This is a genomic window from Neolewinella lacunae (genome assembly GCF_014349155.1).
Lineage (GTDB): Bacteria > Bacteroidota > Bacteroidia > Chitinophagales > Saprospiraceae > Neolewinella > Neolewinella lacunae.
The window spans coordinates 209,315-230,698 of record NZ_JACSIT010000153.1 but is presented as its reverse complement, the minus strand read 5'-3'; the positions used below and the strand labels follow the sequence as shown (position 1 = coordinate 230,698).

Genomic DNA, 21,384 nt, shown 5'->3' with positions numbered 1-21,384 from the left:
GGTTACTGCGTCGGGGGCGGGGGGGTGGGGGTTTGGACCAGTGGAAGCTGATCGGGGTGGAGGGCGTTGCTGTCCCACAGTTCCGTGAGGTGGAAGCAGATCATGCTGGGGGCCTTTTCTTCCGAGAAGCCGTAGTGTTGGCGGGTGCGTACTTCGAGCGCGTAATCAAAAAGGGTGCCGGCCCACCGAAACTCAATGCGGTTCCAGAACCAGCCGTAGTAGGAGCGGGTTTGGCGGATGCGGGGCCGGGCTCCCTTACCTCCGAAGGTGGCCAGGGCAATGGCGTGGGTGATGGCGTACTTACCGCGGCCAGCCGGACCATCAATGCGGGCCACGGCTTCAAAGGCCGCCGGGGCTTTAAGACCGGAAAGGATGGGGTGCCACGTTCCGTCCCCCGGAACTTTTCCTGCCCGCGTTCCCAGCCGGGTGTGAAAAGCGGCGGGAGCATCCACCTGGAAGGCAAAGTGGGGCTGGCGGGTGTTGATGCCCACCTTCCCGTCGTCGGCCAAAAACAGCCTTGGGAAGCTGGTCGGTTCGTTATTGGCATCGCGTTCAACCTTCTCAAAGCTCAATCCACGGGCGTCATTTTCCTTGAGCAGTTTCACCTGCCAGGCGGGTAAGGGCAGGTCCATGCGCTCGTACACACTGAGGACCTGGTTAAAGTCACCCTGGGGCGCCAGTTGCAGACCGTCGGCGGCCGTCTTCGCGATGCCGTCTTCCATCTTATTGACCGAGGAGTCAATGAGGTGAGCGAAGTGATTTTCCGAAGGGAACTTGCCCTTGCTGAACAGGCTTTTGAGGGAGGCACGGTTGAGGAGCATGGTGGGGCGATTTATGGTTGTAGCCAGGTAAGGGGCAGCGCAAAACGTTCGCCCGGCGGCGCGGCACTGCCCGCGTCAAAGGAAAATGGCTCCGGGTCGTCGGAAGTAATGATGAAGTCGCCTTCCACCCGCATTTCGTCCAGGGCCGTGACGGTGGCAAAGGCATAAGCATCGGCGCTGAGTAGTTCAATCTGGTGCTCCGGGACGGGAATGAGCACACTCCAGGGGCGGCTGGCGGTAATCAGCTCAGTGTCTGCCGTGGGCCGGGCCGTATCCCGCAGGGCGTAGTAATCCTCAGCGGACTCAAATAGCTGAACCAAGGCAAACCCCGTAACAAACTGCACGGCGGGGTGGGCATTTAGCACGGCCAGGATATCGGTTTTGCTGACCGTTCCACCCAATTTGACCACCCCCTGCTGGAGCCAGGGACAAACGAAGGCGGTGATCCGGTCGTGCAATTCGCGCAGCACCCGCCCGCGGTAGGCCTGGCTGGCGGGGGTGAGCCGGACCTGGCAGCTGACCTTCAACTGCTCGTATGTGGGGTTCGTCACCCGGATCTGGGCAAAGGCACCAGCCACCGAGCGGAGGTATTGCTCGATATCGCGCAGCGCGTGGTAGCCGACCATAGGCCGCGGGTCCTGATCGACAATGGCGGGGATGACGACCACCCTTACCTCACCCCGCTGGAGCAGAGTCTCGTTGCCGTGGGCGCTGATGCACTTTACCTGGTGGATATCGGGAAATTTTTCCAGCACCAGGCGCTCAATGTCCCAGGCACTCACCGCCCGCCCCTTGTGGCGCAGCCGTTCGCTTGCCCGCACCCGAAAGGCTGCTTCCGTCTCGCGGGGCAGGCCCTTGGTGAATCCCGTAGCCTGGTAGACGGGGCCGATCCCGGGAGGGGGTGCCAGCAGTTCCGTAATCGGTGGCCGCTCGCTGGGGGGAATGATGAGGTGGGTGGCGTCGCCCCCATCCACCCAGCTGGCCACCACGGCGTGGGGAATGATGCGCCGGCAGCGTCCCATGGTACTCAAACTCCCTGACGCCGAGGCGCGGATCCAGTATAGGCCATGGTCGAGCAAGCCCCGTCCTTTGCTCATTTCCGCCGGACAATCGAAGCGGACGATGCCCCGGGTAGAGAGGTCAACGGTGGTGTCGGAAAGGATCTGATTGGCCGCAAAGGGCTGCCAGCCATCCCGAGCCAGGTAGTGCCACTGCACCACTGTGGGCTGCCGGCTCAGTTTCTTTTTGCTGTCCTGCAAATCAAAGAAGAGGGAAAGCATCCGCGGGGCGGGCAAATCCCGCAGCCCGATGTAGAGATAGCCGTCTTCATCGAAGCGCGGCAGGAGGTACGGCGATTCCAGCAAGCCCCCGGCAAATACCTTCTCGGTGCCAAAAGGATGCAGCCGGAAGAGCCGGTTATCGGCCGCAGCATCGTTGCTGCCCTGCTCCAGGCGGGCAAGCCGGAGCGAGGTGCTGGCGCGGTAATTGATGCTCAAGGCGCTGATGACGGGCGTGTAAGGCTCGTTGGGTAAGTCCAGCGGCGCATCCTCCGCCCCCCCGAACAGGCTGAAGGGCCGGCGGGCACCCTCCGCCATCCGCCGGGCAAACAGGGTGGGGTAGCGGGCGTGCCCAAAGGCCATGGCCGGGCTGCGGAGCTGCAATTTGAAGTAGCCCGTCCGGCTCCCGTTGGTATACGGATCCAAAGCCCCCAGCGTGTACAGCGGCACGTAGCGCAGTCGCTTCAGGGCCACCGCGTCAACCGTCAGGATCCGGCGGGTACGGAGCGGCGGCTGCTCCACGAAGTTGCTCTCGAACATGGGGTATACGTCCTGCTCAGCCTCCCGCATGGGCTGGAAAGCGTAGTCGGTAAGCGCGCTCAGGCTGAAGGTGAAGGAATCATTCGTCACCACTTCATCGTAGCCCCGGTAGTGGCCGCTGAATCCCTCGGCCCCGTCGGGCAGGTGCGCCCAATCAAGCTGCAACTCCATATCCGTCAGTTGCTTGTTGAACAGTTCCGCGTGGCCAAAGAGGAAATAAGCCTTAGGCCGGGGAAAGGGGCCAAAGGGGAGGAAGGGGCCGGAACTGTCGACCAATCCCTGGTCGTTCTGTACCGTCACCGTTTTTAGTCCCGTCACTTTTACGTCCAGGTCAATGCGCTCTAACTCCAGGTCGCGGAGAAAAGAATAAGCGTAGCTGGCTTCCTGATCGCTCAGCGTTATTTTCAGCACGGGCCAGGCCGTGTTGAAGTCGCTGCCGTGTACTGCGGGGTCGAGCGGACGAATAGCCGGGGCGGCAGGGTCCAGTTGAAATTCGAGCCGTAGCATGGTCTGCCCCTCTTCCAGCGGCAGCAAGCGGTATTTTGTAATCTCCGTCCAGCCTTTTTCACCCGTCACCAGCAAATGAAAGGGCCGCCCGAATACCCTGCGGAATACATCGCTGCGGCTGCTGCCCGGCCCGGTGTTCTCGGCTATGTCGTCCAGCAGGTCCACCAGGTTGGTGAAAGACTCCGCTGTGAAACAGAGGTCAATGTTCACTTTTCGGTCCCCTTCTCCCAGCAGGAGTACACTCGCCGCCAGGGCGAAACCCAGCACGGAGGCCGGCATCCGGCGGTCTTGGGCCCCAAAGTCGAATTGGTCTTCGCCCAGAACCGGCCAGGTCGCATCGGCACCGGTGAAAGGCTCCCCGCGCCCGTCGGCGGAGTCGGCCACCGGCGCAGCGTACACGGCGGTAACGAGCCGGTAGGTGCTGCCCGTTGCTACGATAGGGTTTTTACTGACGAAGAGGGTCTTGAGCGCCGCCACACCCGTTGCCGAAATGTCAAGGTCATCTTCCGTACGGTAGTACGCAGCCTGGCCGTTGGGGTCGGTGCCGGCCAGCAGCAGGGCTCCGCGCTCCAGGAAAATGTCGCGCTGGCCGGGCGTCGATTGGAAACTGACGATGGCCTGGTCGGGCTGCCCGGGGTTGGGCTCCCGCCCCAGAACGTCGTGGTAGTAGTAATCCAGGTGCCGGCCCGTCAGGGTGTTGAGCTCCTCTTGCGTTGCCCCGAACAAGCGCAGGAAAGCGATGAACAAACCCATCTGAGGCGAGTGGTCGTTGCGGTAGTGGACGGACTGCTCAAACAACTCCTGGCTCAGTTCCAACAGGTAAGCCAAGGTAAAGTACAGTTTGCGGTAGTATTCCTGCAGCCGGATGCCGGCAAAGGCCAGCCAGTCGGCTAAGGTTACCTCCCCGGGCTCTACCCAGTGCAAAAATCGCTCGTCCTTGCCGCGCTCCCGGGGCCGAGGGAGACTGTCCAGCACTTCTTGCCACGTCCGCTGCGCGGGGGCAGGGAAAGTGTTTTCCCGAACCAGGGTCTTCAGGATGTAGTAAAAGCCGTGGTATTGCAAGCCCAGGTCGCCCTGCAAGGCCCGGTTGATCTCCCGCTCAAAACGGTGCTCCTCGTTCCAGTCGCGCAGCTTCCGTGCTTTGGTCTGCCACCCGTGCAGCACCTGGGTGACCTGCAGGAGCTTTTCGATCAGCTGGGTAAAGTTGTTCGCCTGCTGCTCGTGGTCCTTCAGCTGGTGGATGTTCAAAAACGCAGTCTGCAGTTCTTCATCGGCCTCGTGCAGGTCGGTGGTGAGCACCGTGGCCAAAAAGACCGATTCGTCGCCTTCAAAAAAGGCCCGCCAGTCGTAGGGCTGCCCCGTGGCGGGGTCGGCATCGAGGCCATCTTCGGCAAAAAAGCGCACGTGCTTGGCGTAAGCATAAGCGTAGGCCAGCAGTTCGGGGAGCGTCCGCTCATCCGCCCGCACGTAGGTAGGCTCCAGCGCTCCGGATTGCCGTTCGTGGCGGGCGGTGCCGTGGTGGTTGGCTAGCGGACTTGCTTTTTCCCTGGTCATCTTCCCCGCTTTTACATGTTGTGCACGTTGGTGCCTTCCCGAAAGTAGAAGGGGTAAACGATGTTGTCCCGTGAGTTCGTCAGGCGGATGGTGTAGAAGACGGCAATGTCGATTCTGCCTTGCAGCGCATCGCTCAGGGTGACGTGCACCTCTTCCACCGTAATCCGCGGTTCATAGTGCAGAATGGACATCCGGATGAGGTCAGCGATCTGGCTTTCGGTAGAGGCATTGAGCCGCTCAAAAACCAGCATTTGCAGGTCGCAGCCGTACCCGGGGCGCATCAGCCGCTCCCCCGGGGTGGTGGAAAAGAGCAGGAACAGGCTTTGCCGGATGTCGTCTTCTTCCGACACCATCTGTACTGCACCTGTGGTCAGCTGGAAGGCCGGGGGGAAACTCCACCCCGTTCCGAGGAATGATTTTAGTGTCGTACTGTCCATTGCTCCTGTTTTATCCGCCAATCATTACCGTGGGCAGGCCCAGCACGATGGTACCTCCGTGGGCAGTGGTGTCGCCCATGCGCGCGGCGGGTTTGCCGCTGATCATGACGGTGGCCGATCCTTTCACGATCGAATCCGGCGGGCCCACGCACACGCACATATCACCCAGCGTTGCAGCGGGCAATCCACCAATCAAAACATTCGGGATGCCGGGGCCAACCACTGGCCCGCCCACGTGCGGAATCGGTGGCAAGCCCGGGGTCACCATCGGGCAGGTGTGCATATCGGTCAGGCGGGCAGCTGGTGGCATAGTTTTGTTTTTGTTTTCAGAAGTGAGGAATTGGGCGCGGACGCAGGTGCAGGGAACAGTTGAAAGCGCAAGGAAAGTCCGCCCAATCCGGCTGGCCTGAACCCGGTCATCAGTTGATCATCACCATTGCCCCCTTTACCGTGGTATTGCCTGCGGCGCTGAGTTCGGCCGTGGCCCCCCCCTTCACCGTTACCCCAATGTTGCCGTTGGCATTGACGTTAAGGCCCTTCAGCGCCACGTCCCCGCCGCTGGCCGTAGCCGTAATTCCCTGGGTGGCTTTCATGACGATGTTGCCGGTTGCTTCGAGGGTGATGTCTTTAGCGCTTTTCAGGGTAATGCCGCCACTATCCATCGTCACCGTGTTGCCGTTCTGGTCAGTGAGCACTACCGATTTGTCCTTGTCCGAAAAAACGCACTGGTTGCCGCCGGGTGTGAGCAGGGTCAGGACCTTATCCTGGTCATTGAATTCCATCTTCAACTGGCTTTTGGTCGTGAAGGCTTTGGTACTGTTGTCGGCATCGGCCGTGTAGGCGGGCGCGTTTTTGCTGCTGTAGATGCTGCCCAGCACCACAGCGTAGCGCGGGTCGTCGTTGAGGAACCCGACAATCACCTCGTCGTCCACCTCCGGCATAAAGAAGGTTCCCTGTCCTGAAGTAGCGTAGAAAGTCCCCATCCTCGCCCAGAGGGTGGCGGCCATCACCGGAACCTCAATCTGGATGCGCGATTCGCCGTCGGGGTCCTCATCAATTTTTTTGACCACGCCGTTCTGCAGGCCGCTTATCACCGGAGTGGAAGAATTGCCCCGCCCCCGTTTTTCCTGGTAGCTCTCGGAAGAAAGCCCAAAGCCTACTTCCGTCCGCCAGTTGCCCTCCCGTACCGTGTGCTTTACCCGCGTGACCAATGCCTCGCCGTTGAAGCGGGCACCAAAATTCTGGAGCGTGATGAGCTTATTAAGCTGCGGGATGGCGCTGCCGAAAAAAGTGACTTGCCCGCGCAGCAACGAAAGCCGGGAGCGCAGCAGGGTAGCCTGGGCGAGGCTGGTGAGTTCTTCGGCGGCCACCGGACCCGTAACCTGGAGGTTTACATCACTGGCCCCGACTACGTCCGCCATGCTGCTGCCCGTGACGTTTCCCTGGGCATTGACGGTGGGCTCCTGGCTATTGCCCGCCGCAAATTGCCGGCTGGCAAAATTCCAACCACTCGCCTGAACGGAAGGCAATTGAAAGCTGGCGTCCAGCTCCGCATCAAAGGCCAGCACGTGGCGCTCGTAATCCACCTCAAAACCCAGGGAGTCGCTGGCCGTTGGTTTTTGGACCATCAGCTTGCCATCGTTCGTATACACGATCATGCCGTTGGCTTCGGCCCGGCTGACGATAAAGTCCCAGTCATTGGCCTGGGGCTGGATGAACATCGGATGCTGATAAGTGGTGGCCGCTATGTCTTTGGCCAGCCCCGCTTCGCCCACTACGCTGGCAATGATGTCGCTGTCCGTCTTTTCCGCAAAAGTCCGGATGCGATTACCCAGGCTCAGTTTGATGGCCTCGTCCTGGCAGGTGATGTCCAGCACCGGCCGTTGTCCCGCCGCCGTGCGGATGCCGTGGCGCAGGATGAGGCCCTTGAATACGGTCTGCTCTTTGGAGTTGTATCCCAGTTTTATCTCCACCGCACCACCGGGCAGTAGGGTGCTCGCCTCACTGGCGGCAAAATCCTGGTTGTTCCCCTGTCCCACGGGCAGCAGCAAGGAAAAGCTGGCCTTCGCAATGCGGTTCACCGCCCGCTCCACCTCAAGACTGAGCACGTCGTACGTATCGGATAGGGGCGTTCCGTCGATGCTGATGCTGAAAGAAACGTAATCCATTTCAGCAGTGATGGGCGTAGTAGGCATGGGCAAGTCAATTGTTGATCGGAGGGAATACGATGCGTTGGCCTGGGCGCAGGTCCAGCACGCTCGCCAGTTGGTTGGCCGCAGCTACCTGGACGTAGTACGCCGAGTCTCCGTATATGCGGTAGCACATCAGGGGGAGGGTGTCGCCCGCGCCGACGGTGCGGACGTGCGTCAGGTCCGGAGAGTTTTTCTTTTTCAGGCTTTCCCGGGTCTTCGCGTCAATAAATTCCACGAAGGTGGCCAGCGCTTTGGCCCGCAACGGCTTTCCCTTGCGGTCGAAGAGACTGTAGTCAACGTTCAGCGACTGCAGCTGCCCTTTAAAGAGCAGGCCCCCGGTTCCCCCCCATTCCAGCTTGACGAAGTTCGTCGAGTGGATGTCTCCATTGTACAGCAGAGCGTGCTTCTTCAAGAGCTCGATGTCATCGGTCACTTCTCCCGTTCCAGGGACGGCCCCGGTGGCATCAAACCAGAGTTCCACCTGGAAAATTTCGGGTGGCGGGTCCACAATCTTGATGTCGGCAATTTCACCGTTGGCCAGCGTGATGGCCGGCTTGCCCGCTTTGAGGGGCTTGAAGGTGCGTTTGTAGCCGCTGGGGTTAATGCTTACCTCCAGTGGGTTTTTCACCCCTGGCACCAATTGGGAAAAATTCTTGTCGGCGTAGGCCCAGATTCGGAGCTTACGGTCCGCCTTAGGAGATGCCTGTGCCATAAACGCTGGTGATTTTTTAAGTGGTTAAATGCAGGGCCCTGGGGCAGATACGCTGGCTCAGGTGCCCGGAAAAAAGGATACGCTTTCCTTACCGCCGGCGCTCCTCTGCCAGCAGTTTTCTTACCTCGTGCAGTAGTTCTTCCAGCAAGGCCTGCCGCGCTGCCGGGGGCAACAAGTCATCCACGTTTTGCAGGCTCTGCAGAATCTCTTCCTTGAGTTCTTCCCGGTCTTCCTCCGTCAGCATTTTGGTGGAATCCTCGCCCTGGTCTTCCGCCCGGGCCAGGCTGGCCTCAATGACCAATTCCCGTATTTCAATGGGCATAGCTTGGTTTCTTGAAAAGGTCAGGAGAGGGGATACTGCCGTGCGGCGGGTTCGTTGATCGTTTCAAAATAGCTGAAGGCAAAGGCGATGCTTTCCACGACAATGCTGCTTTGCCCGGCATTGAGCGCGCCAACTTCCCAGCGAATGGGGTAGGCATTAACGAATTTCCAACTCATCAGTGGCTCCCCGCTTTCCTGGTTAGCGTCCAGCAGGGAGACCTTAATGGTTTTGGGCTCAATCCGGGTGTTCAGCCCTCCGCTCAATACCTTGGTACACCAGGCGGAGAGAGAAGAGGAACGCACCATCAGCCCGCGTTTCAAGACCAGGTTTTCGTAGTTCGTCGTGCTCGGTACGCGGTGGACGAAGCGGTTTTCTCCGCCTTCACGGATCGTTTCGGTTGCCAGCGTGACGTTCAGCCCCGAGACCTCCTGGAAGGCCGCGTCTACGGGAGGAAAAGGCGTATCCCCGGCACCCAGAATTTGCACACTGAAACTGAAACCAACGGGCGGCGTGTATGCTTGCATATCGTTCGGTTGAGGCCCGGCCGGTAGTCTAGTCCTGCTTAGGTAAACTACCGGCCGCTGCCATCTTTTAAGCCGCCTCGAAGCTTAAGCCTTCGTGCGCCAATACAATTTCCTCTACCGCTACCTCGCTGTTCTGGGCGTTCATGTCCGTTCCGGAAACCTTCATCGGGAAGGCGTTCTTGAGCGTCCACGTGAACATCGGGTTGTGTTCCTCGTCCAGCAATTGGATCGTGACGGTCTCCCGGGCGATGGTGTTCATCTTCACTTCGTTGAAGTAGGTGAACAGGGAAGAGTCGCTCTTGAACATGCCTTTCTTCAGGGTAATGTCGGAGGCTTTTTTCAGCCCCGGCATTTTCACCGTCGAGAAGTCGAGGCTATTGCCTGCCCGGTATTCAATGATGTCGTACTCGGTATCCAGGCCAGAAACCTCCTGGAAGGCGATTTCTCCTTTAGAACCGATGGTGGCTTTGAAGTGGAACTTCGGTACGGGCCACGGGCTTTCTTGCTTTTCTCCAGCCATGGTATGCTTAGGTTAAGTTTTGTTACGAATTATGGTGGGCTAAGACTGTTGCATCTTTTGCTCGAAGGTGATGACGATGAATTCCGCCGGGCGCGTGACGGCCAGTTTAACGCTGATGCGCATGTAGCCATCGAGGATGTCGACCGGCGTCATCGTACTGCCCAGGCCCACGTCCACGCTGAAGGCATCATCCGGGGTTGCACCCGCCAGTGCACCCGATTGCCAGACGTTGGTGAGGAAGTTGACCAGCAGAGCTTTCATGTTCGACCAGGTCGAGGCCGTATTGGGCTCAAACACGTAGGGCTCGGCGGCGTACTTGATGGATTGTTCGATGAAAATCACCGTGCGGCGCACACTGATGTAGCGCCAATCCTGGCTGTTCCCATCCAGGGTACGCGCTCCCCACACCAGAACGCCCTTGCCGGGGAAGGTGCGGATGGCGTTGATGGCTTTGCCGTTGATGGGGATGTTCATGCTCTCCTGCTGCTCGCTGCTGATGTTGACTGCCGGGCTGAGCACGGAGCCGACACTGATGTTGGCCGGCGACTGAAACACACCGACGGTGTTATCGACCATGGAGTAGACTCCAGCCATTGCCGCACTCGGTGGAAGCAGGTTGAGTTCCTTGCGCAGGTCGCGCATTACCGCCTTGAACATGGGGCTTACGGCCAGCAACCCCTGGTTAAGGTCATTGACCGCCGTGGAATCATTCACGTCCAGGGTAGCCACCTTGGCCAGCAGGTTGGTCTTGATGTCCTTGGCCGCCTTGACCCGCACCAGTCCGTCCAGCACGTCGCGGTTCAAGGATTTATCGAGGAGTTGGAGTAAGGTGGCGGGGTCTCCATCCACAAAACTGGTCTTGAAGGCCGCCTTGTCGATGATTTCTCCTTTGTCATTGAAAAGCGTATCAACCAGTTCCTGGACGTCGGCCGCATCTCCCCGGTTCTCAATGTTGAGGATGCCCACATCGTTGGGGGAAACCGCGCTGGTGTGCAGCCAGGGGAAGTAGCTGGCCGCCCACTGCAGGTTGTTGGAGCCAATGCCGTCGCGGAAGAGCTCAATATCGGCCTGCATGTCGTAGTCCTTCGTATCGTACTTGGCCCGGTCCATCCACACGTCGGTGATCGCAAAACGGCTGCGCATATCGACTCCACAGTGCTTGGTCATGTCCTGGTAGACGCCGTAAATGGCCTTGACGGCGTTGACCTGGTCGGCCGGATCCACAGGAGAGGTGGCAGCTTCCGGGATGACGAGCATGGTGGGTTCGGGCTCCTTGAGCAGAGGGGAGATCCCGGTCTTTAGTACCTCCAGGTCAATCACATTGGCCGTCCCATCGTCTTTCGTGTAGCCGCCCACGGAGATGATGTAGCAATCGGTACCCCCGTTGGAGAAGAACATCTTCATCTGGCTGTGCAGCGTGAAGTAACCTTCCTTTTTGATCGTCAGGGCATAGGGCACCGCCGGGTCGGTCGAAGCACCAATCTCCAGTTTGGGTACCGGAGCCCCACCGAAGAATTGCAGGTATTCCCCGAAGGAACTGATCTTGGTGGGCTTGAGGAGGAGGGATTTTTTGTCCCGGGTCGCCTTTTCCGTATAGCCAATGAAGGCTGGGACGGCGGTGGCGACCGGAACGGCGGAGTTGGGGAAAGCACTTCTTTCCTCAATGTACACCCCGGGGGTCTGATATACTTTGGCCATGGTACAGGTTTAGTGAAAATGTTTTTCGATGATTACAGGTAGATGTAGAGGTCGGAGAACAAGGGTTCCTGCTCCGTATTTTCAGCGGATGCTGGCGGCGAGTGGCTGACGGCATCGCCCACCGCCACCGGCAATGGAATGGTGTAGCTTTGCGTTCGGCCATTTTCCGTGCGGCTGGCCAAGACCTGAAGACGCTGCTCCGGCACCTTCCGCAGCGGGATGGGCGCCGTTGACTGGATGACGGTGGCCGCTGCTCCGTTGGATAGTACCCGTTGCCCCGGAACTTGCTCCCAGTCGCTGGCTCCGCCCGGGCCAACCGCACTGAGCACCAAGCGATCGTAGGGTGGCTCCGACTGATCCAGAAAGTGGTAACGCCAAATGGTCGACCGGGCCGGAAAAGACAAGTGGTAGCTTTCTTCCACTATCGCGCCGTCCACCACAATGTGTTGGCCTTTAATTGCGCCGAGGTATACGGACAGCAGCCCGAGGTCGCCCTGCTGGTCCGCGTTGCCCATCAGGAGGAAGTCGTGCAGTACCGCCCCTTCGCTGATGATTTGGTAGCGCCCACTGGGCAACCCTGCACCGTTCAGGCGGAGGGTGTCGGCAGCGGGCGCGCTGAATACGGAGTCCCCGTCGGATGGGTAAGCTCCCCAGCTTTCTCCCGTCTCATCCACCAGGGTGCAGGAGGCGGGCCGGGCAAAGTCAAAGCCCGTGGCGCAGCGCCGCAGCCAGTTGGCCGTCCCGGCGGTCAGCGTCTTGCCAACCGGCGTGTCCGTCGTAGCAAGGTTGGAAAAATGGTAGCCGTGGCTAAAGGAGTCCCGGAGGTCAACGTCCGTGTAAACCAGAAATTTATCATCCGTCGGGCGAACCCGGAAGCTTAACAACAAGGGCTGCTCCAGTTCGAGCAAAGCACCCGGTCGTTCCCGATACGTCCCGTAGTAAAAATTGGTAATGCCTTCGGCGCGGTCCACCTGACGTACCATAAATTCCCGCATCAACGCAGCCGTTTCGGCGGTAGGGACGAGCTGCAGGACCGGACAGACGTCCTTCGGAAAGTACCCGTGCCAGCAACGCACCTGAAACAGCGAAGTGTACTGTACTTGCATGGCTAGGGCGTTGTGCGGTTAGGGTCTACCTGGCTGTTCGATTCGACGGCCCGGATTTCACTGATTTCTTCCAACAGCAGGTTGCGCGTGATGGTAAGCATCCGCATTTTCATCACTACGGCGGGCACGAGTTTGGCACCGAGCGCTCCCCAGAGTTGGCTCTGGGCGTGCAGGTCGAGGTTGTAGATTTCCATGGTTACCTTCTCTGCGCCGGCGGGCAATCCCGGTGTATTCTGGGGGGTAAAGACCTGCTTGCCCTGGAAAAAGCCGATGGTGAGGGCCAGGAATTTCAGCGCCTCGGCGTAGTTGTTGGGGAAGCGCGCGGAAAACAACAGGTAGAGGTTTAGGCAAACCGGGGCGTTGGTTTTGGCACTGCGGTCGGGCAACTGGTTGAGGTTTACGCGCTCCTGTTCGATGTTGACCAGGGTACAGACCATCCGGTTGTCTCCGGTGGCGGCAGGACTGCCATCCGCTTCCGCCAGCGCACCCAGTACCGCTTTGTCTTCGGCATCGGCGACCGTCCGGCGCAGGTAGCCGTTCAAATCTCCCACAATGCTCGTTAAAACCTGCTGAATCATATTTGGTGCGTGCGGGAATGAGACGCTTCTGGCCCGGGCAAAACACCATCCGCCCGCAGTGCAGCAGGTAGTGGGGGAATGCTTCCGAAAAAGTGGAGGAGTGGCAGTAGAATACAGGCTCCCCTAAGCGGTCAAAGTGAAAATGCTGTGTTGTAGTAAACCTATTTTTTAGCTGGCTGAAGGGCCAGGGATTTGATGGCAGCCACAACCATCCGCACCAGGTAAATGCCCACAAAACTGATGGCGTAGGCCAGGAGAAAGAGTTCCAGGACGAATACTTTTTCTTCGTCCGTAAAGTGGGCTTGCGCGGAGACCAAATCGAGCGCCGCCAACCACAAAAAGGCCAGTGGGACGGCCAGGACGAGGGTCAGCAACAACCAAAGGAACTCGCGGGCAAAGAACGCTTTCACAGTGCGCGGTTTGGCTTTGAGCCACCAATATAGGGGGGCGAGCGAAGCTTTCCGCGTGTTAAAACCGATAAATAGGGGTTTTTTCCCCCTAAACAGGGGTTTCTACCTATTCCAAATGCCTTTTAGGGGGGCTTGGCCCCGACTTCCCCCGCTTTTTCACCCGTCACGGCACCTGCGGCAGCGCCCAAATGGACGCTTTTTCCACGTTTTGGCACACCGTCAGGGCGCGTCCGCAGGTGCTCCCCCCCGGCCCCCCAAAGGGGGGAGATCGGACAAGGAGCGAGGAATGGCCAGCCCAAACCGACCCTTAAACGCTAACTTTTGATGCCGTTGATGAGGCGCAGGAGGGTCCCGACGGCGGCCTGCATGGTCCGTTCGTCGCGGTCTTTTTCGGGATTGACCTCCATGAGGTCGGCTCCGACTACGTTGATGCGGCCGAGGATTTTTTCCAGCAGCGCGAGTCCGCTGCGGTAGTCGGGTCCATCGATCACCGGGGTGGCCGTACCGGGTGCCAGGCTGGGGTCGAAAAAGTCGATGTCGAAGGTCAGGTAAGTGGGAATCTCAGGGTCGGGCCAGACCGCGTCGGGCCGCTCCAGCAGGGCAGGGATTTCGTGGGCGTAAAACACCCGGCAGCGCGGGTCGGCGGCGGGTGTAAGCGTGTAGGGCCCGCGGATGCCGTACTGCCAGACGGACTGGATCTGCGGCAGCGCCAGGGCGTGGCTGAGGAAATTTCCGTGGTGGTGGGGGGCTTTCCCGACGCTGGCGTAGAGATCTGCAATCCGGTTAGCGTAGGTGTCAGAGTGGGCGTCGAACTGGATAATTTGTAGCCGTTCGTGGTGTTTGGCTACGCCGCTGATGGCCGGAAAGGTCAGGCTGTGGTCTCCGCCGAGCATGATGGGAACGTTTCCGGCGGCGGAAATCTCAGCGGTCAGGCGCTCCACTTTAGCGTACACGGAGGCGGGGTACTCGTTGGCCTGTAGGTAAAGATCGCCGCCGTCGGTGAGGCGGTTTTCCGTCAGCCACTGCCGCAGTTGGTCGAATGCGGCGTTGTCGGCTCCCAGGCCCCGGAAATCCAGGGTGGCGGCTCTACGGTGCAATGTAGCAAGGTAAGACTGGGCAAACCACCGGAGTTTGGCCGGAAAGCGCGCGCAGCCGGCGTCGAGCTTATTGCCGCTGCCGAAGGGCAGACCCAGCAGCACGAGGCGGCGGTTTTGCCGGTCGGTGGCCAGCGGGCCATCGTAGGCCGGTACCCCAAACAAAGGCGCTGCGGGCAGGCGGCGGTGGTAGGTTTCGTCGTCTCCCGTTCCCACAATGATGCCCCCCGCCCGAAGCCGGTTTAAGAGGGCCTCAACGTCGGCCGCCGCCAGGGCTTTTGGGCAACGCTCGAGCAATTCCTCAAGTGTTGTGGGTGCCTTGAGTTCCGTCAGCAACTGGTAGGCCAGCGCAGGCAAAACGAAGCTGCGGCCACTCAGCTCGTGGGTGATTTCGTAGGCTTCACCCTTGGCTTTGATGGTGAGGCAACGGGCCATGCGGTATTGAGTAGGAGGGTAGTAAGACATAGCATTTTTTTTCTAAGCCAAAGATAGGACTGCTGTATTGGCTATTTGGGCATGAAATGAAGCAAAGTAAAATTGTAAGATGTTGATAAAGAGCAAATTGTGAAAATTATATCTAATAAAAGTTTGTACTTGCGGGGCTTTAAATTCGGTTTATCGTCCTAATAGGTGGGGTTTAATCGGCCCACCTTTGTGGCATCACCAATCGAAATGATCTGATGTCCAGAATTATCTCCTTTACGGATCTGTACCTGCCTGCGGGCAAATACGTCAATGTCGAGTTTGGAAATCCGAAGAAGAAGGATTGCCAGGGGCTGGGCATTTGCAACATGGATTTCTCCGGCACGCCAGTGCGGGCCCTTGGCGCGTGCCAGGGCTGCCGTCGCACGGGAGCCATGGTTTACTATGATGGCCGGGCGGGCAAAGTCGAGCTGCACTTCCGGCGGCGCGACATCTGCGCGGGCAGCTACGCCCGGCAGTTCAAGGGCGGTCGCTTTACGGTCGAGGAACACTTTCACTTCACGCCCGCCTTAGCCCAGCACTGTGGCTTGCCGGAGGGGAGCACCATCCTGCGGGGGCAGTACGCCTACGAGGAAAAAGGTGGCCACCTGCGCATTCTCATTCCGCTGGGGATGGCCGTGCCGGCCTACTATTAGGGCTAAGTGTACGGACCGGTTTTTAACCAAAATTTTAATCATTGCATAAAACGTTACTATTATGCTTACTAATGCTCCAGGCACCAACCAGAACAAGTTCGGTGCCAACATCACCAAAATCAGCTTTGCGGACCTCGTTGGCCAATACGAAAAAGAGGTCTCTGCCATCCTCCGGCGCTATACCGACTGCCCTTCCACAATTGATGAGATCCGGCAGGAAGCCTTCATAAAGGCCTACGAAAAACTGGATCGGTACCGGGGGGATGCCAGTTTCGGCACCTGGCTTTACACCATTGTTCGGACCGTCGCGCTGGATTACCTCAGCAGCCAAAAGCGCCGCGGAGCCAATCGCGAACGCTACGCAGGGACGGTTTCCGGTACCGTTTCCCCCGACCGGGTAATGGACAGCCTAGATGCCCAACGCGTACGCACCGCCGTACAACGGCTACCTAAGGCGGATGCGATGATTCTTGACCTGCACTATTTCCAGCAGCGGGACATTGCCGAAATTGCCAGCTTCCTGGGGTGTACGCCCAGCCACGTCCGTACCAAACTCACCCGCGCCCGCGCCAAGGCCAAGGCAGGCCTCGAACAGTACTTCGGACCGGAAATCAAAGACCTTTGTCCGGGCTGGTACCGCAAGGATATTCCCATGGCCTGATCGGCTGCATTACTTAGCTCTTAAAAAAGAATTGTTATGTTTTCTCTGCAAAACAGTACCGGGTACCGGGTATTTTTAGTCTTGCTCTGCGTCCTGCTTTTCGCCACTGCGGCGTCTGCCCAAGGCAAAACCAAACCCGCCAAGAATACTACCGCAGCCTGGGATACGGAAAGTGCCTACTACAAGGCTATGGCCAAGGAGATCGTTAAGCTGGACGCCATGATCGCCGACGCAGAGCTCCGCCGGGTCATCTCCGCCTTAGAACGCATTGCCCGGGTAGAGGTGACGGAAGCATTGCCACAGTATTACCTGGCTTTCAGTTACGCCACCATTGCCTTCCGGGAAAAAGACCTCGACGAAATCGACCGTTGGTGCGACCGCAGCGAAAATGCCCTGGCAAAAGCAGAAGAAATTGGTGGATTGGCCGAGGAAGAACTGCTGGTTGTTCGCGCGCTCGTCCAGTACGGTCGCTTGCAGGTGGACTATATGGGGCGTGGTCTGGAGTCCAGCATGCAAGCGGAAAAATACTTGCGCAAGGCCTACGAAATCAATCCTAAAAACCCCCGCGTCTTGTCCATGCTCGGCCAGCACTACCTCAAGATCCCGGCCCAGATTGGCGGTGGACGCGAGAAATGCTGCCAATACGCCGCACCCGCTGCCGAAGCCTACGCCGCCGAGCGAGCTACTTTCCCCGCCGACATTTACCCCATCGTACCCCACTGGGGGGAACTGGATTGGCTGGAGATAGCGGCGAAATACTGTTTTTACAACCCGGTAACGGCCACAAACAAGCAACCATGATGTACGCAGCTCCTCGCGCGTCTGAGGACGCACCCCAGTCGGTACTGCGCCACGTTACGGAGTTGGAAGTACGCTTTAACGAAGTGGACAGCTACCATATCGTCTGGCACGGCCACTACGTGGGGTATCTCGAAGTAGGCCGCGAAGCCTTCGGCGCGAAATATGAAATTGGCTACCAGCACTTGCTCGACCGGGGGGTGCGCGCGCCCATCGTACACGTCGATATCGACTACCGCCGTTCCTTGAAGTACGGCGATAAGGTGCGCATCGTGACGGAGTACATCGAAAAGCCCCAGGCCAAAATCTGCTTTCGCTACACCCTGACCAGCCTCGACGGGCGCACCGTCTACTGCCGGGGGAATACCGAGCAGGTGTTGCAAGACTTAGACAGCGGCCGGACCCTGCCTTCTTTTCCCGATTGGCACTACCAATGGTTGAGCCGCGCCAAAAAAGCGGACCGATGAGTGCTGCCGCCGTCATCACCGGCCACGCCGCCCTGAGTTGTCTGGGCGACAGTAGTGCTGCGATCTGGACTGCTCTCCGCCAAGGAAAAATCGGCCTCCAGGCCGAAGAAACTGCCGAGGGCATTCATTGTCCCGTCGGCCGCGTATCCGAAACCGGGCAGGGTGGTGAACCCGAATTCACGGAACTGCTGCGGCGGACCCTGGAAAATCCTCCCCCCAACTGGCGTTGGTCAGACCCCCAAACCACCTGGATCCTCGGTTCGGCCAAGGGAAACGTTGCCGCGCTCCAAAAGGGTAGGGGAGACTACCCCCTCAGCGCGAGCGCCCAAACGGTGGCAAACACGCTTGGCCTTGTTCAGCCGCCAATTTGCATCAGTACGGCCTGCACCAGCGGCCTGGCGGGCATCATCCACGCGGAACGCCTTTTGCGCTCCGGAAAATACCGGCGGGTGGCCGTGAGTGGCTGTGATCTGGCCTCCGACTTCGTCTTGAGCGGATTCAACCGCATCCAGGCCGTTTCCACTACCTTTTGCCGCCCCTACGACGCAGACCGCAATGGCATCAACCTCGCTAGTGCGGCCGCGACGGTCTACTTGGAATGGCGCACCCCGCAAGCGGGTGAAATCAGCATCGTCGGTGGCGCTACCTCCAACGATGGTTACCACATTTCCCGGCCCTCCCCCGAAGGTACGGCCCTCCAGGATTGCATCCGGCGGAGCTGCGGCGATCAAGTGCCCGACTTCATTTGCGGTCACGGCACGGCCACGGTGCTGAATGACAACACGGAAAGTGAGGCCATTTTTTCGAGTGGTCTGGCCGCCGTGCCCACCTTCAGTGTGAAAGGACAACTGGGGCATACGCTCGGAGCCTGTGGCGTGTTGGAGACCATCATCACCCAACAGTGTATGGAGGAAAACACCATCCTCGCCTCGGTAGGCTTTGCACGACCGGGCACGACCGCTGCCGTCAACATTTCCCGCAACATCGAGCTCAAGCCCATCCGGAATGCACTCAACATTGCCGTTGGTTTTGGGGGCGGTAACGCAGCCATCCTTCTCCGTAAAGCATAAGCAAACTATGAAACAGGTCAAACTTACCACTGAGGCTGTTTTTTGGAACGGGGCACCGCTGCGCCGGCGTAATCCTAGTCAAGCACTGCGCGATTTTCACCTCGGTCTATTGCACGAATTTTACGTCGGGCCTGAGTATCGCTTCAGTGTAGTGGATGACGTAGGTTTGGCTTGCCTGGCCGCAACGGCGGTTTGCCTGCATTTTCAGCGGCGCTGGCACGGTATTTTGCCGGAGCAGCGGGCGGCGGTTTTTGTTACCTACAGTGGTTCGTTGGTGACCGATTTGGTGTACCAAAAAAGCATGGGGGCGGGTGGCCGCTCCAGTCCGCGTGTTTTCGTGCAGACCCTGCCCAATATGGTTGCGGGTCAGGTTGCCGCCTGTTATGCGGTGCGGGGGGAGCACTTTGTGTTGATCCAGGATGGTCCCCGGTCGTCGGCCATTGCCGAGACGGTAGAAATGTGTTTGAAATACGGACCCGCCAAGGTGTGCCTGGTCGCCTGGGTGGAGCAAACCGAAACGGAACTCGCCGTCGAACTTCTCCTGTGCTATGCCGACGCAAAAGACCAGGCCGCCGGATTGCTGGGGTCGGCCTCAATGGGCCGGTCGTACCGAATGCAATAGCGCAGGGGATTGCTCTTGGTTTGGGCAATAGCGTCGGGACCAGCTTGCCAGCGGCGTTGAAAGTTCGGGTCGGCAATCACCTCCCGGATCGGCCTTTCTCCTACTTTTCCGAAAATATCATTCCCACCGTAAAGGAGGTCGTTTTTAAAATTGCCCGCAGGGTCAATGGCCAGACGTCGGTTAAAGTAGGGGTTGGCGACTTTCGCCTCCCGGAAATAATTCGGTCCCACAAAATTCGTATCGGGGTGCAGCTCCCAAGTCTTGCGTGCGTATTCGCCAATCGTCAGCGCGCGCCGCAGGTGATATTGTTGGCCATATTGCTCCAGGCTCCGGTCATCATGCTGCCCCAGCATGACCACGGTGCCCATCCTTGGCCAATCCTGTAGAAATCCTGCAATGGTTTCAATGGCCAATGGGGAGTCATCCGTGGTGGGGGATATGACCAGGGTGCAGCGTCGGAATTCTCCGGCGCGTAAGGCTTCTCCTACTGCTGCCCAGGCGTCGTCGGCCGTTTTACCGGTGGTTGGGTAGTGGTAAAGTTGAAGCTCAAGGTGCCGGCAACCAATATCGGAAATCTCCTCCAGCGCCCGACGAATATCGTAAGGACGCAAAAAATCGTGCGCAACAATGGCACTGTGGAGGCGATAGGCGCTGTCCCAATCCAGGCTGGCGCTGGGAAAGCGCTGGGGGTGCGCGGTAATAAATGCCCAGTCGCCACCAATCAAAAATTGGGTATAGCGGTCAAATACTGATTTATTACCCCCAAAACACTGAATTAATACCTCCGTAAGGGGCAACGTGGCGTAGGCTTGGAGAATTTGTTCCAGTACCAACGGCGCCGCGCGAACCCTTCCCCGCTGCAAATCATACAGTGCACCGAGTTCCGAGCCCTTTACAAATTGGACGTGGGCGTGTAGTTGAAGATATTCCATAAGGCATATTTTTTTGGCGCTTCACGCAAGGATGGAGGAAAGTAAATTTATGCGGTTTATTATGGGTGAACCATTATGGGCGCGGCCGCAGGTGCTCCCCCCCGGCCCCCCAAAGGGGGGAGTCAAGACGCCCCCCAACCCCCAAAGGGGGAGAGCAGGGAATGGACCAAGCCCCGGCTTTTTGAGAATAACCATTTCATTTGCCTTTATTTCGCCAAGTCTCCCTCCCACCATACGCTATCACTGAAAACATCAGGACCGATGATGGGCAGGTTGTCACACTTGTGGCGCGGGGCAACTGCTGCTGGTCGGTCTCGTTTGGAGAGTTCTGGTACCGCCGCTCTGTTTATCCTGGCAATGAATAAATACGGGATGGGTAACTGTCCCTCTTCCAGGCTAGCGAATAAGTCATTGTAAGGTTTACTTTCCATAGTGCAGGTCTTTTTCAATTAACGTTTCGGCTACGCGTTTTTCCAGCTGGAGATTGGCCCGCTCCGAAGGGGCAGAGAATTGGCCGCAAGGATTTACCTCCAAGAAATAATATTCGCCCGTTTCCGAAACAATCAGGTCAATGCTGCCAGTGTTGAGATCCAGCAGCTGCATGAGGCGCTCCAGCTTTTTTTCTATTGCCCGGGGTAGTTGGTACGGAACGTAGCGCGTCTTTTCGTCGTTGGTCTTGAGCTTGATGTCCATGAACGTAGTTTCGCCCATATCCGTCGTACTGCAATCCGTGAGGGTTGCCTCGGAATAAAACTGCCCCATGAGGTAGAAACTCCGAACTTCGTAACTGGGCGGGATGCATTGTTGCAGCAGGCTCGGGTAAAAACGCTCTGGCAATTCGGCTACCTGGGTGGAATTCAAGCGGGAAGTGAAAGTGGTGTAGGCAAATTCGTCCCGGGAATAATAGCCACAATATTCGATGGGCTTAGTAATCCAACCTTCTTCGCAGCTCTCGAACAAACGGGACACCTCTTTTCTGCTGCGGCAAATGTGGGTTTGCGGCACGGCGAGTCCACAAGTCGAAGCGAGGGTCAGGGTAGATAGCTTATTGGCCGCGCGGTTGGCGGCAGCTATGGTGGGTAGCCAAAACTTATCGGCCAAACTGTCGGCGACGAAGGTGGTGAGTCTTTCGGCTTCGCCGCGCAATTCCTGTTGCAGTTGTCGGCTGATCTTCGGGTCTCCCACGTCGTAGTAAGGGATCTTTGCTTCGAAACGACGGAAATAGATGGCCCCGGTCTCCGCCTTCAGGTTTACGCCCTGGAAGTTGACCTGGCCATCGTGGATGCTGATCTCCCAATCTGAATCCGGGCGCAGCAACGCATTTGCACTGGCCCGTAAAAAGGGGTGGCCGTAGTAAAGCAGCCAGTCAATGACCCCTTCCGTGCCTTGTTCGTAACCATCGTAGGAGAGAATGAGTACCATAG

The 21,384-nt window shown here is 58.4% G+C and carries 22 protein-coding genes; 6 read left to right on the top strand and 16 right to left on the bottom strand.

The window, feature by feature from the left end; all coding sequences use genetic code 11:
- Window positions 1-2: 2 nt before the first annotated feature.
- The 14 genes from H9S92_RS20980 to H9S92_RS20915 form a co-directional block, all read right to left on the bottom strand.
- Complete coding sequence (locus tag H9S92_RS20980) at window positions 3-821, bottom strand: hypothetical protein (protein WP_187468663.1); 819 nt, start codon at window positions 819-821, stop codon at window positions 3-5.
- An 11-nt stretch (window positions 822-832) separates the two neighbouring features.
- Window positions 833-4,699 (bottom strand): baseplate J/gp47 family protein, encoded by a 3,867-nt coding sequence (locus H9S92_RS20975; RefSeq protein ID WP_187468662.1) that lies wholly within the window; start codon window positions 4,697-4,699, stop codon window positions 833-835.
- A gap of 11 nt (window positions 4,700-4,710) precedes the next feature.
- A complete protein-coding gene (locus H9S92_RS20970; RefSeq protein ID WP_187468661.1) occupies window positions 4,711-5,136 on the bottom strand; it encodes a GPW/gp25 family protein in 426 nt (141 codons plus the stop codon).
- Window positions 5,137-5,146: 10 nt separating this feature from the next.
- The gene (locus H9S92_RS20965) at window positions 5,147-5,446 is read right to left on the bottom strand and encodes a PAAR domain-containing protein (protein WP_187468660.1); all 300 of its coding nucleotides are present in this window, start codon (window positions 5,444-5,446) and stop codon (window positions 5,147-5,149) included.
- A gap of 109 nt (window positions 5,447-5,555) precedes the next feature.
- Window positions 5,556-7,331 carry a type VI secretion system tip protein VgrG gene (gene vgrG / locus H9S92_RS20960; protein WP_187468659.1) on the bottom strand — a complete coding sequence of 592 codons (1,776 nt, stop codon included), beginning with the start codon at window positions 7,329-7,331 and terminating at the stop codon, window positions 5,556-5,558.
- A gap of 7 nt (window positions 7,332-7,338) precedes the next feature.
- Window positions 7,339-8,040, bottom strand: coding sequence for a CIS tube protein (locus H9S92_RS20955; RefSeq protein WP_187468658.1), 702 nt, complete (start codon window positions 8,038-8,040; stop codon window positions 7,339-7,341).
- 88 nt (window positions 8,041-8,128) lie between these two features.
- Window positions 8,129-8,362: a DUF5908 family protein gene (locus H9S92_RS20950; RefSeq protein ID WP_187468657.1), complete on the bottom strand. Its 234-nt coding sequence runs from the start codon at window positions 8,360-8,362 to the stop codon at window positions 8,129-8,131.
- Between the two features lie 20 nt (window positions 8,363-8,382).
- The gene (locus H9S92_RS20945) at window positions 8,383-8,886 is read right to left on the bottom strand and encodes a phage tail protein (RefSeq protein WP_187468656.1); all 504 of its coding nucleotides are present in this window, start codon (window positions 8,884-8,886) and stop codon (window positions 8,383-8,385) included.
- 67 nt (window positions 8,887-8,953) lie between these two features.
- The gene (locus tag H9S92_RS20940) at window positions 8,954-9,406 is read right to left on the bottom strand and encodes a phage tail protein (RefSeq protein WP_187468655.1); all 453 of its coding nucleotides are present in this window, start codon (window positions 9,404-9,406) and stop codon (window positions 8,954-8,956) included.
- Window positions 9,407-9,445: 39 nt separating this feature from the next.
- Complete coding sequence (locus H9S92_RS20935) at window positions 9,446-11,104, bottom strand: phage tail sheath family protein (RefSeq protein ID WP_187468654.1); 1,659 nt, start codon at window positions 11,102-11,104, stop codon at window positions 9,446-9,448.
- Between the two features lie 32 nt (window positions 11,105-11,136).
- On the bottom strand, window positions 11,137-12,210 hold the full coding sequence (locus tag H9S92_RS20930) for a hypothetical protein (protein WP_187468653.1): 1,074 nt from the start codon (window positions 12,208-12,210) through the stop codon (window positions 11,137-11,139).
- Between the two features lie 2 nt (window positions 12,211-12,212).
- On the bottom strand, window positions 12,213-12,788 hold the full coding sequence (locus H9S92_RS20925) for a DUF4255 domain-containing protein (protein WP_187468652.1): 576 nt from the start codon (window positions 12,786-12,788) through the stop codon (window positions 12,213-12,215).
- A 161-nt stretch (window positions 12,789-12,949) separates the two neighbouring features.
- Window positions 12,950-13,198, bottom strand: coding sequence for a hypothetical protein (locus H9S92_RS20920; protein ID WP_187468651.1), 249 nt, complete (start codon window positions 13,196-13,198; stop codon window positions 12,950-12,952).
- Window positions 13,199-13,512: 314 nt separating this feature from the next.
- Window positions 13,513-14,757 carry an arginase family protein gene (locus tag H9S92_RS20915; protein WP_187468650.1) on the bottom strand — a complete coding sequence of 415 codons (1,245 nt, stop codon included), beginning with the start codon at window positions 14,755-14,757 and terminating at the stop codon, window positions 13,513-13,515.
- A 215-nt stretch (window positions 14,758-14,972) separates the two neighbouring features.
- Here H9S92_RS20915 and H9S92_RS20910 point away from each other — a divergent pair, with 215 nt between their 5' ends.
- From H9S92_RS20910 to H9S92_RS20885, 6 genes are all read left to right on the top strand, one after another.
- Complete coding sequence (locus tag H9S92_RS20910; protein ID WP_187468649.1) at window positions 14,973-15,410, top strand: hypothetical protein; 438 nt, start codon at window positions 14,973-14,975, stop codon at window positions 15,408-15,410.
- A 61-nt stretch (window positions 15,411-15,471) separates the two neighbouring features.
- Entirely contained in the window at window positions 15,472-16,071 is a 600-nt protein-coding gene (locus H9S92_RS20905) for an RNA polymerase sigma factor (RefSeq protein WP_187468648.1), read from the top strand.
- A 36-nt stretch (window positions 16,072-16,107) separates the two neighbouring features.
- Window positions 16,108-16,872: a hypothetical protein gene (locus tag H9S92_RS20900; protein ID WP_187468647.1), complete on the top strand. Its 765-nt coding sequence runs from the start codon at window positions 16,108-16,110 to the stop codon at window positions 16,870-16,872.
- The gene (locus tag H9S92_RS20895; protein ID WP_222936193.1) at window positions 16,869-17,336 is read left to right on the top strand and encodes an acyl-CoA thioesterase; all 468 of its coding nucleotides are present in this window, start codon (window positions 16,869-16,871) and stop codon (window positions 17,334-17,336) included. The genes H9S92_RS20900 and H9S92_RS20895 overlap by 4 nt, the downstream gene beginning before the upstream one ends.
- On the top strand, window positions 17,333-18,406 hold the full coding sequence (locus tag H9S92_RS20890; RefSeq protein WP_187468646.1) for a beta-ketoacyl synthase N-terminal-like domain-containing protein: 1,074 nt from the start codon (window positions 17,333-17,335) through the stop codon (window positions 18,404-18,406). The genes H9S92_RS20895 and H9S92_RS20890 overlap by 4 nt, the downstream gene beginning before the upstream one ends.
- A 7-nt stretch (window positions 18,407-18,413) precedes the next feature.
- Window positions 18,414-19,028 (top strand): hypothetical protein, encoded by a 615-nt coding sequence (locus tag H9S92_RS20885; protein ID WP_187468645.1) that lies wholly within the window; start codon window positions 18,414-18,416, stop codon window positions 19,026-19,028.
- Here the strand turns inward: H9S92_RS20885 and H9S92_RS20880 are convergent.
- Together H9S92_RS20880 and H9S92_RS20875 are read right to left on the bottom strand one after the other, a co-directional pair.
- On the bottom strand, window positions 18,953-19,960 hold the full coding sequence (locus H9S92_RS20880) for a hypothetical protein (RefSeq protein WP_187468644.1): 1,008 nt from the start codon (window positions 19,958-19,960) through the stop codon (window positions 18,953-18,955). The two genes, H9S92_RS20885 and H9S92_RS20880, sit on opposite strands and share 76 nt — an antisense overlap.
- A gap of 420 nt (window positions 19,961-20,380) precedes the next feature.
- Window positions 20,381-21,382 carry an ATP-grasp domain-containing protein gene (locus H9S92_RS20875; protein WP_187468643.1) on the bottom strand — a complete coding sequence of 334 codons (1,002 nt, stop codon included), beginning with the start codon at window positions 21,380-21,382 and terminating at the stop codon, window positions 20,381-20,383.
- Window positions 21,383-21,384: the final 2 nt, after the last annotated feature.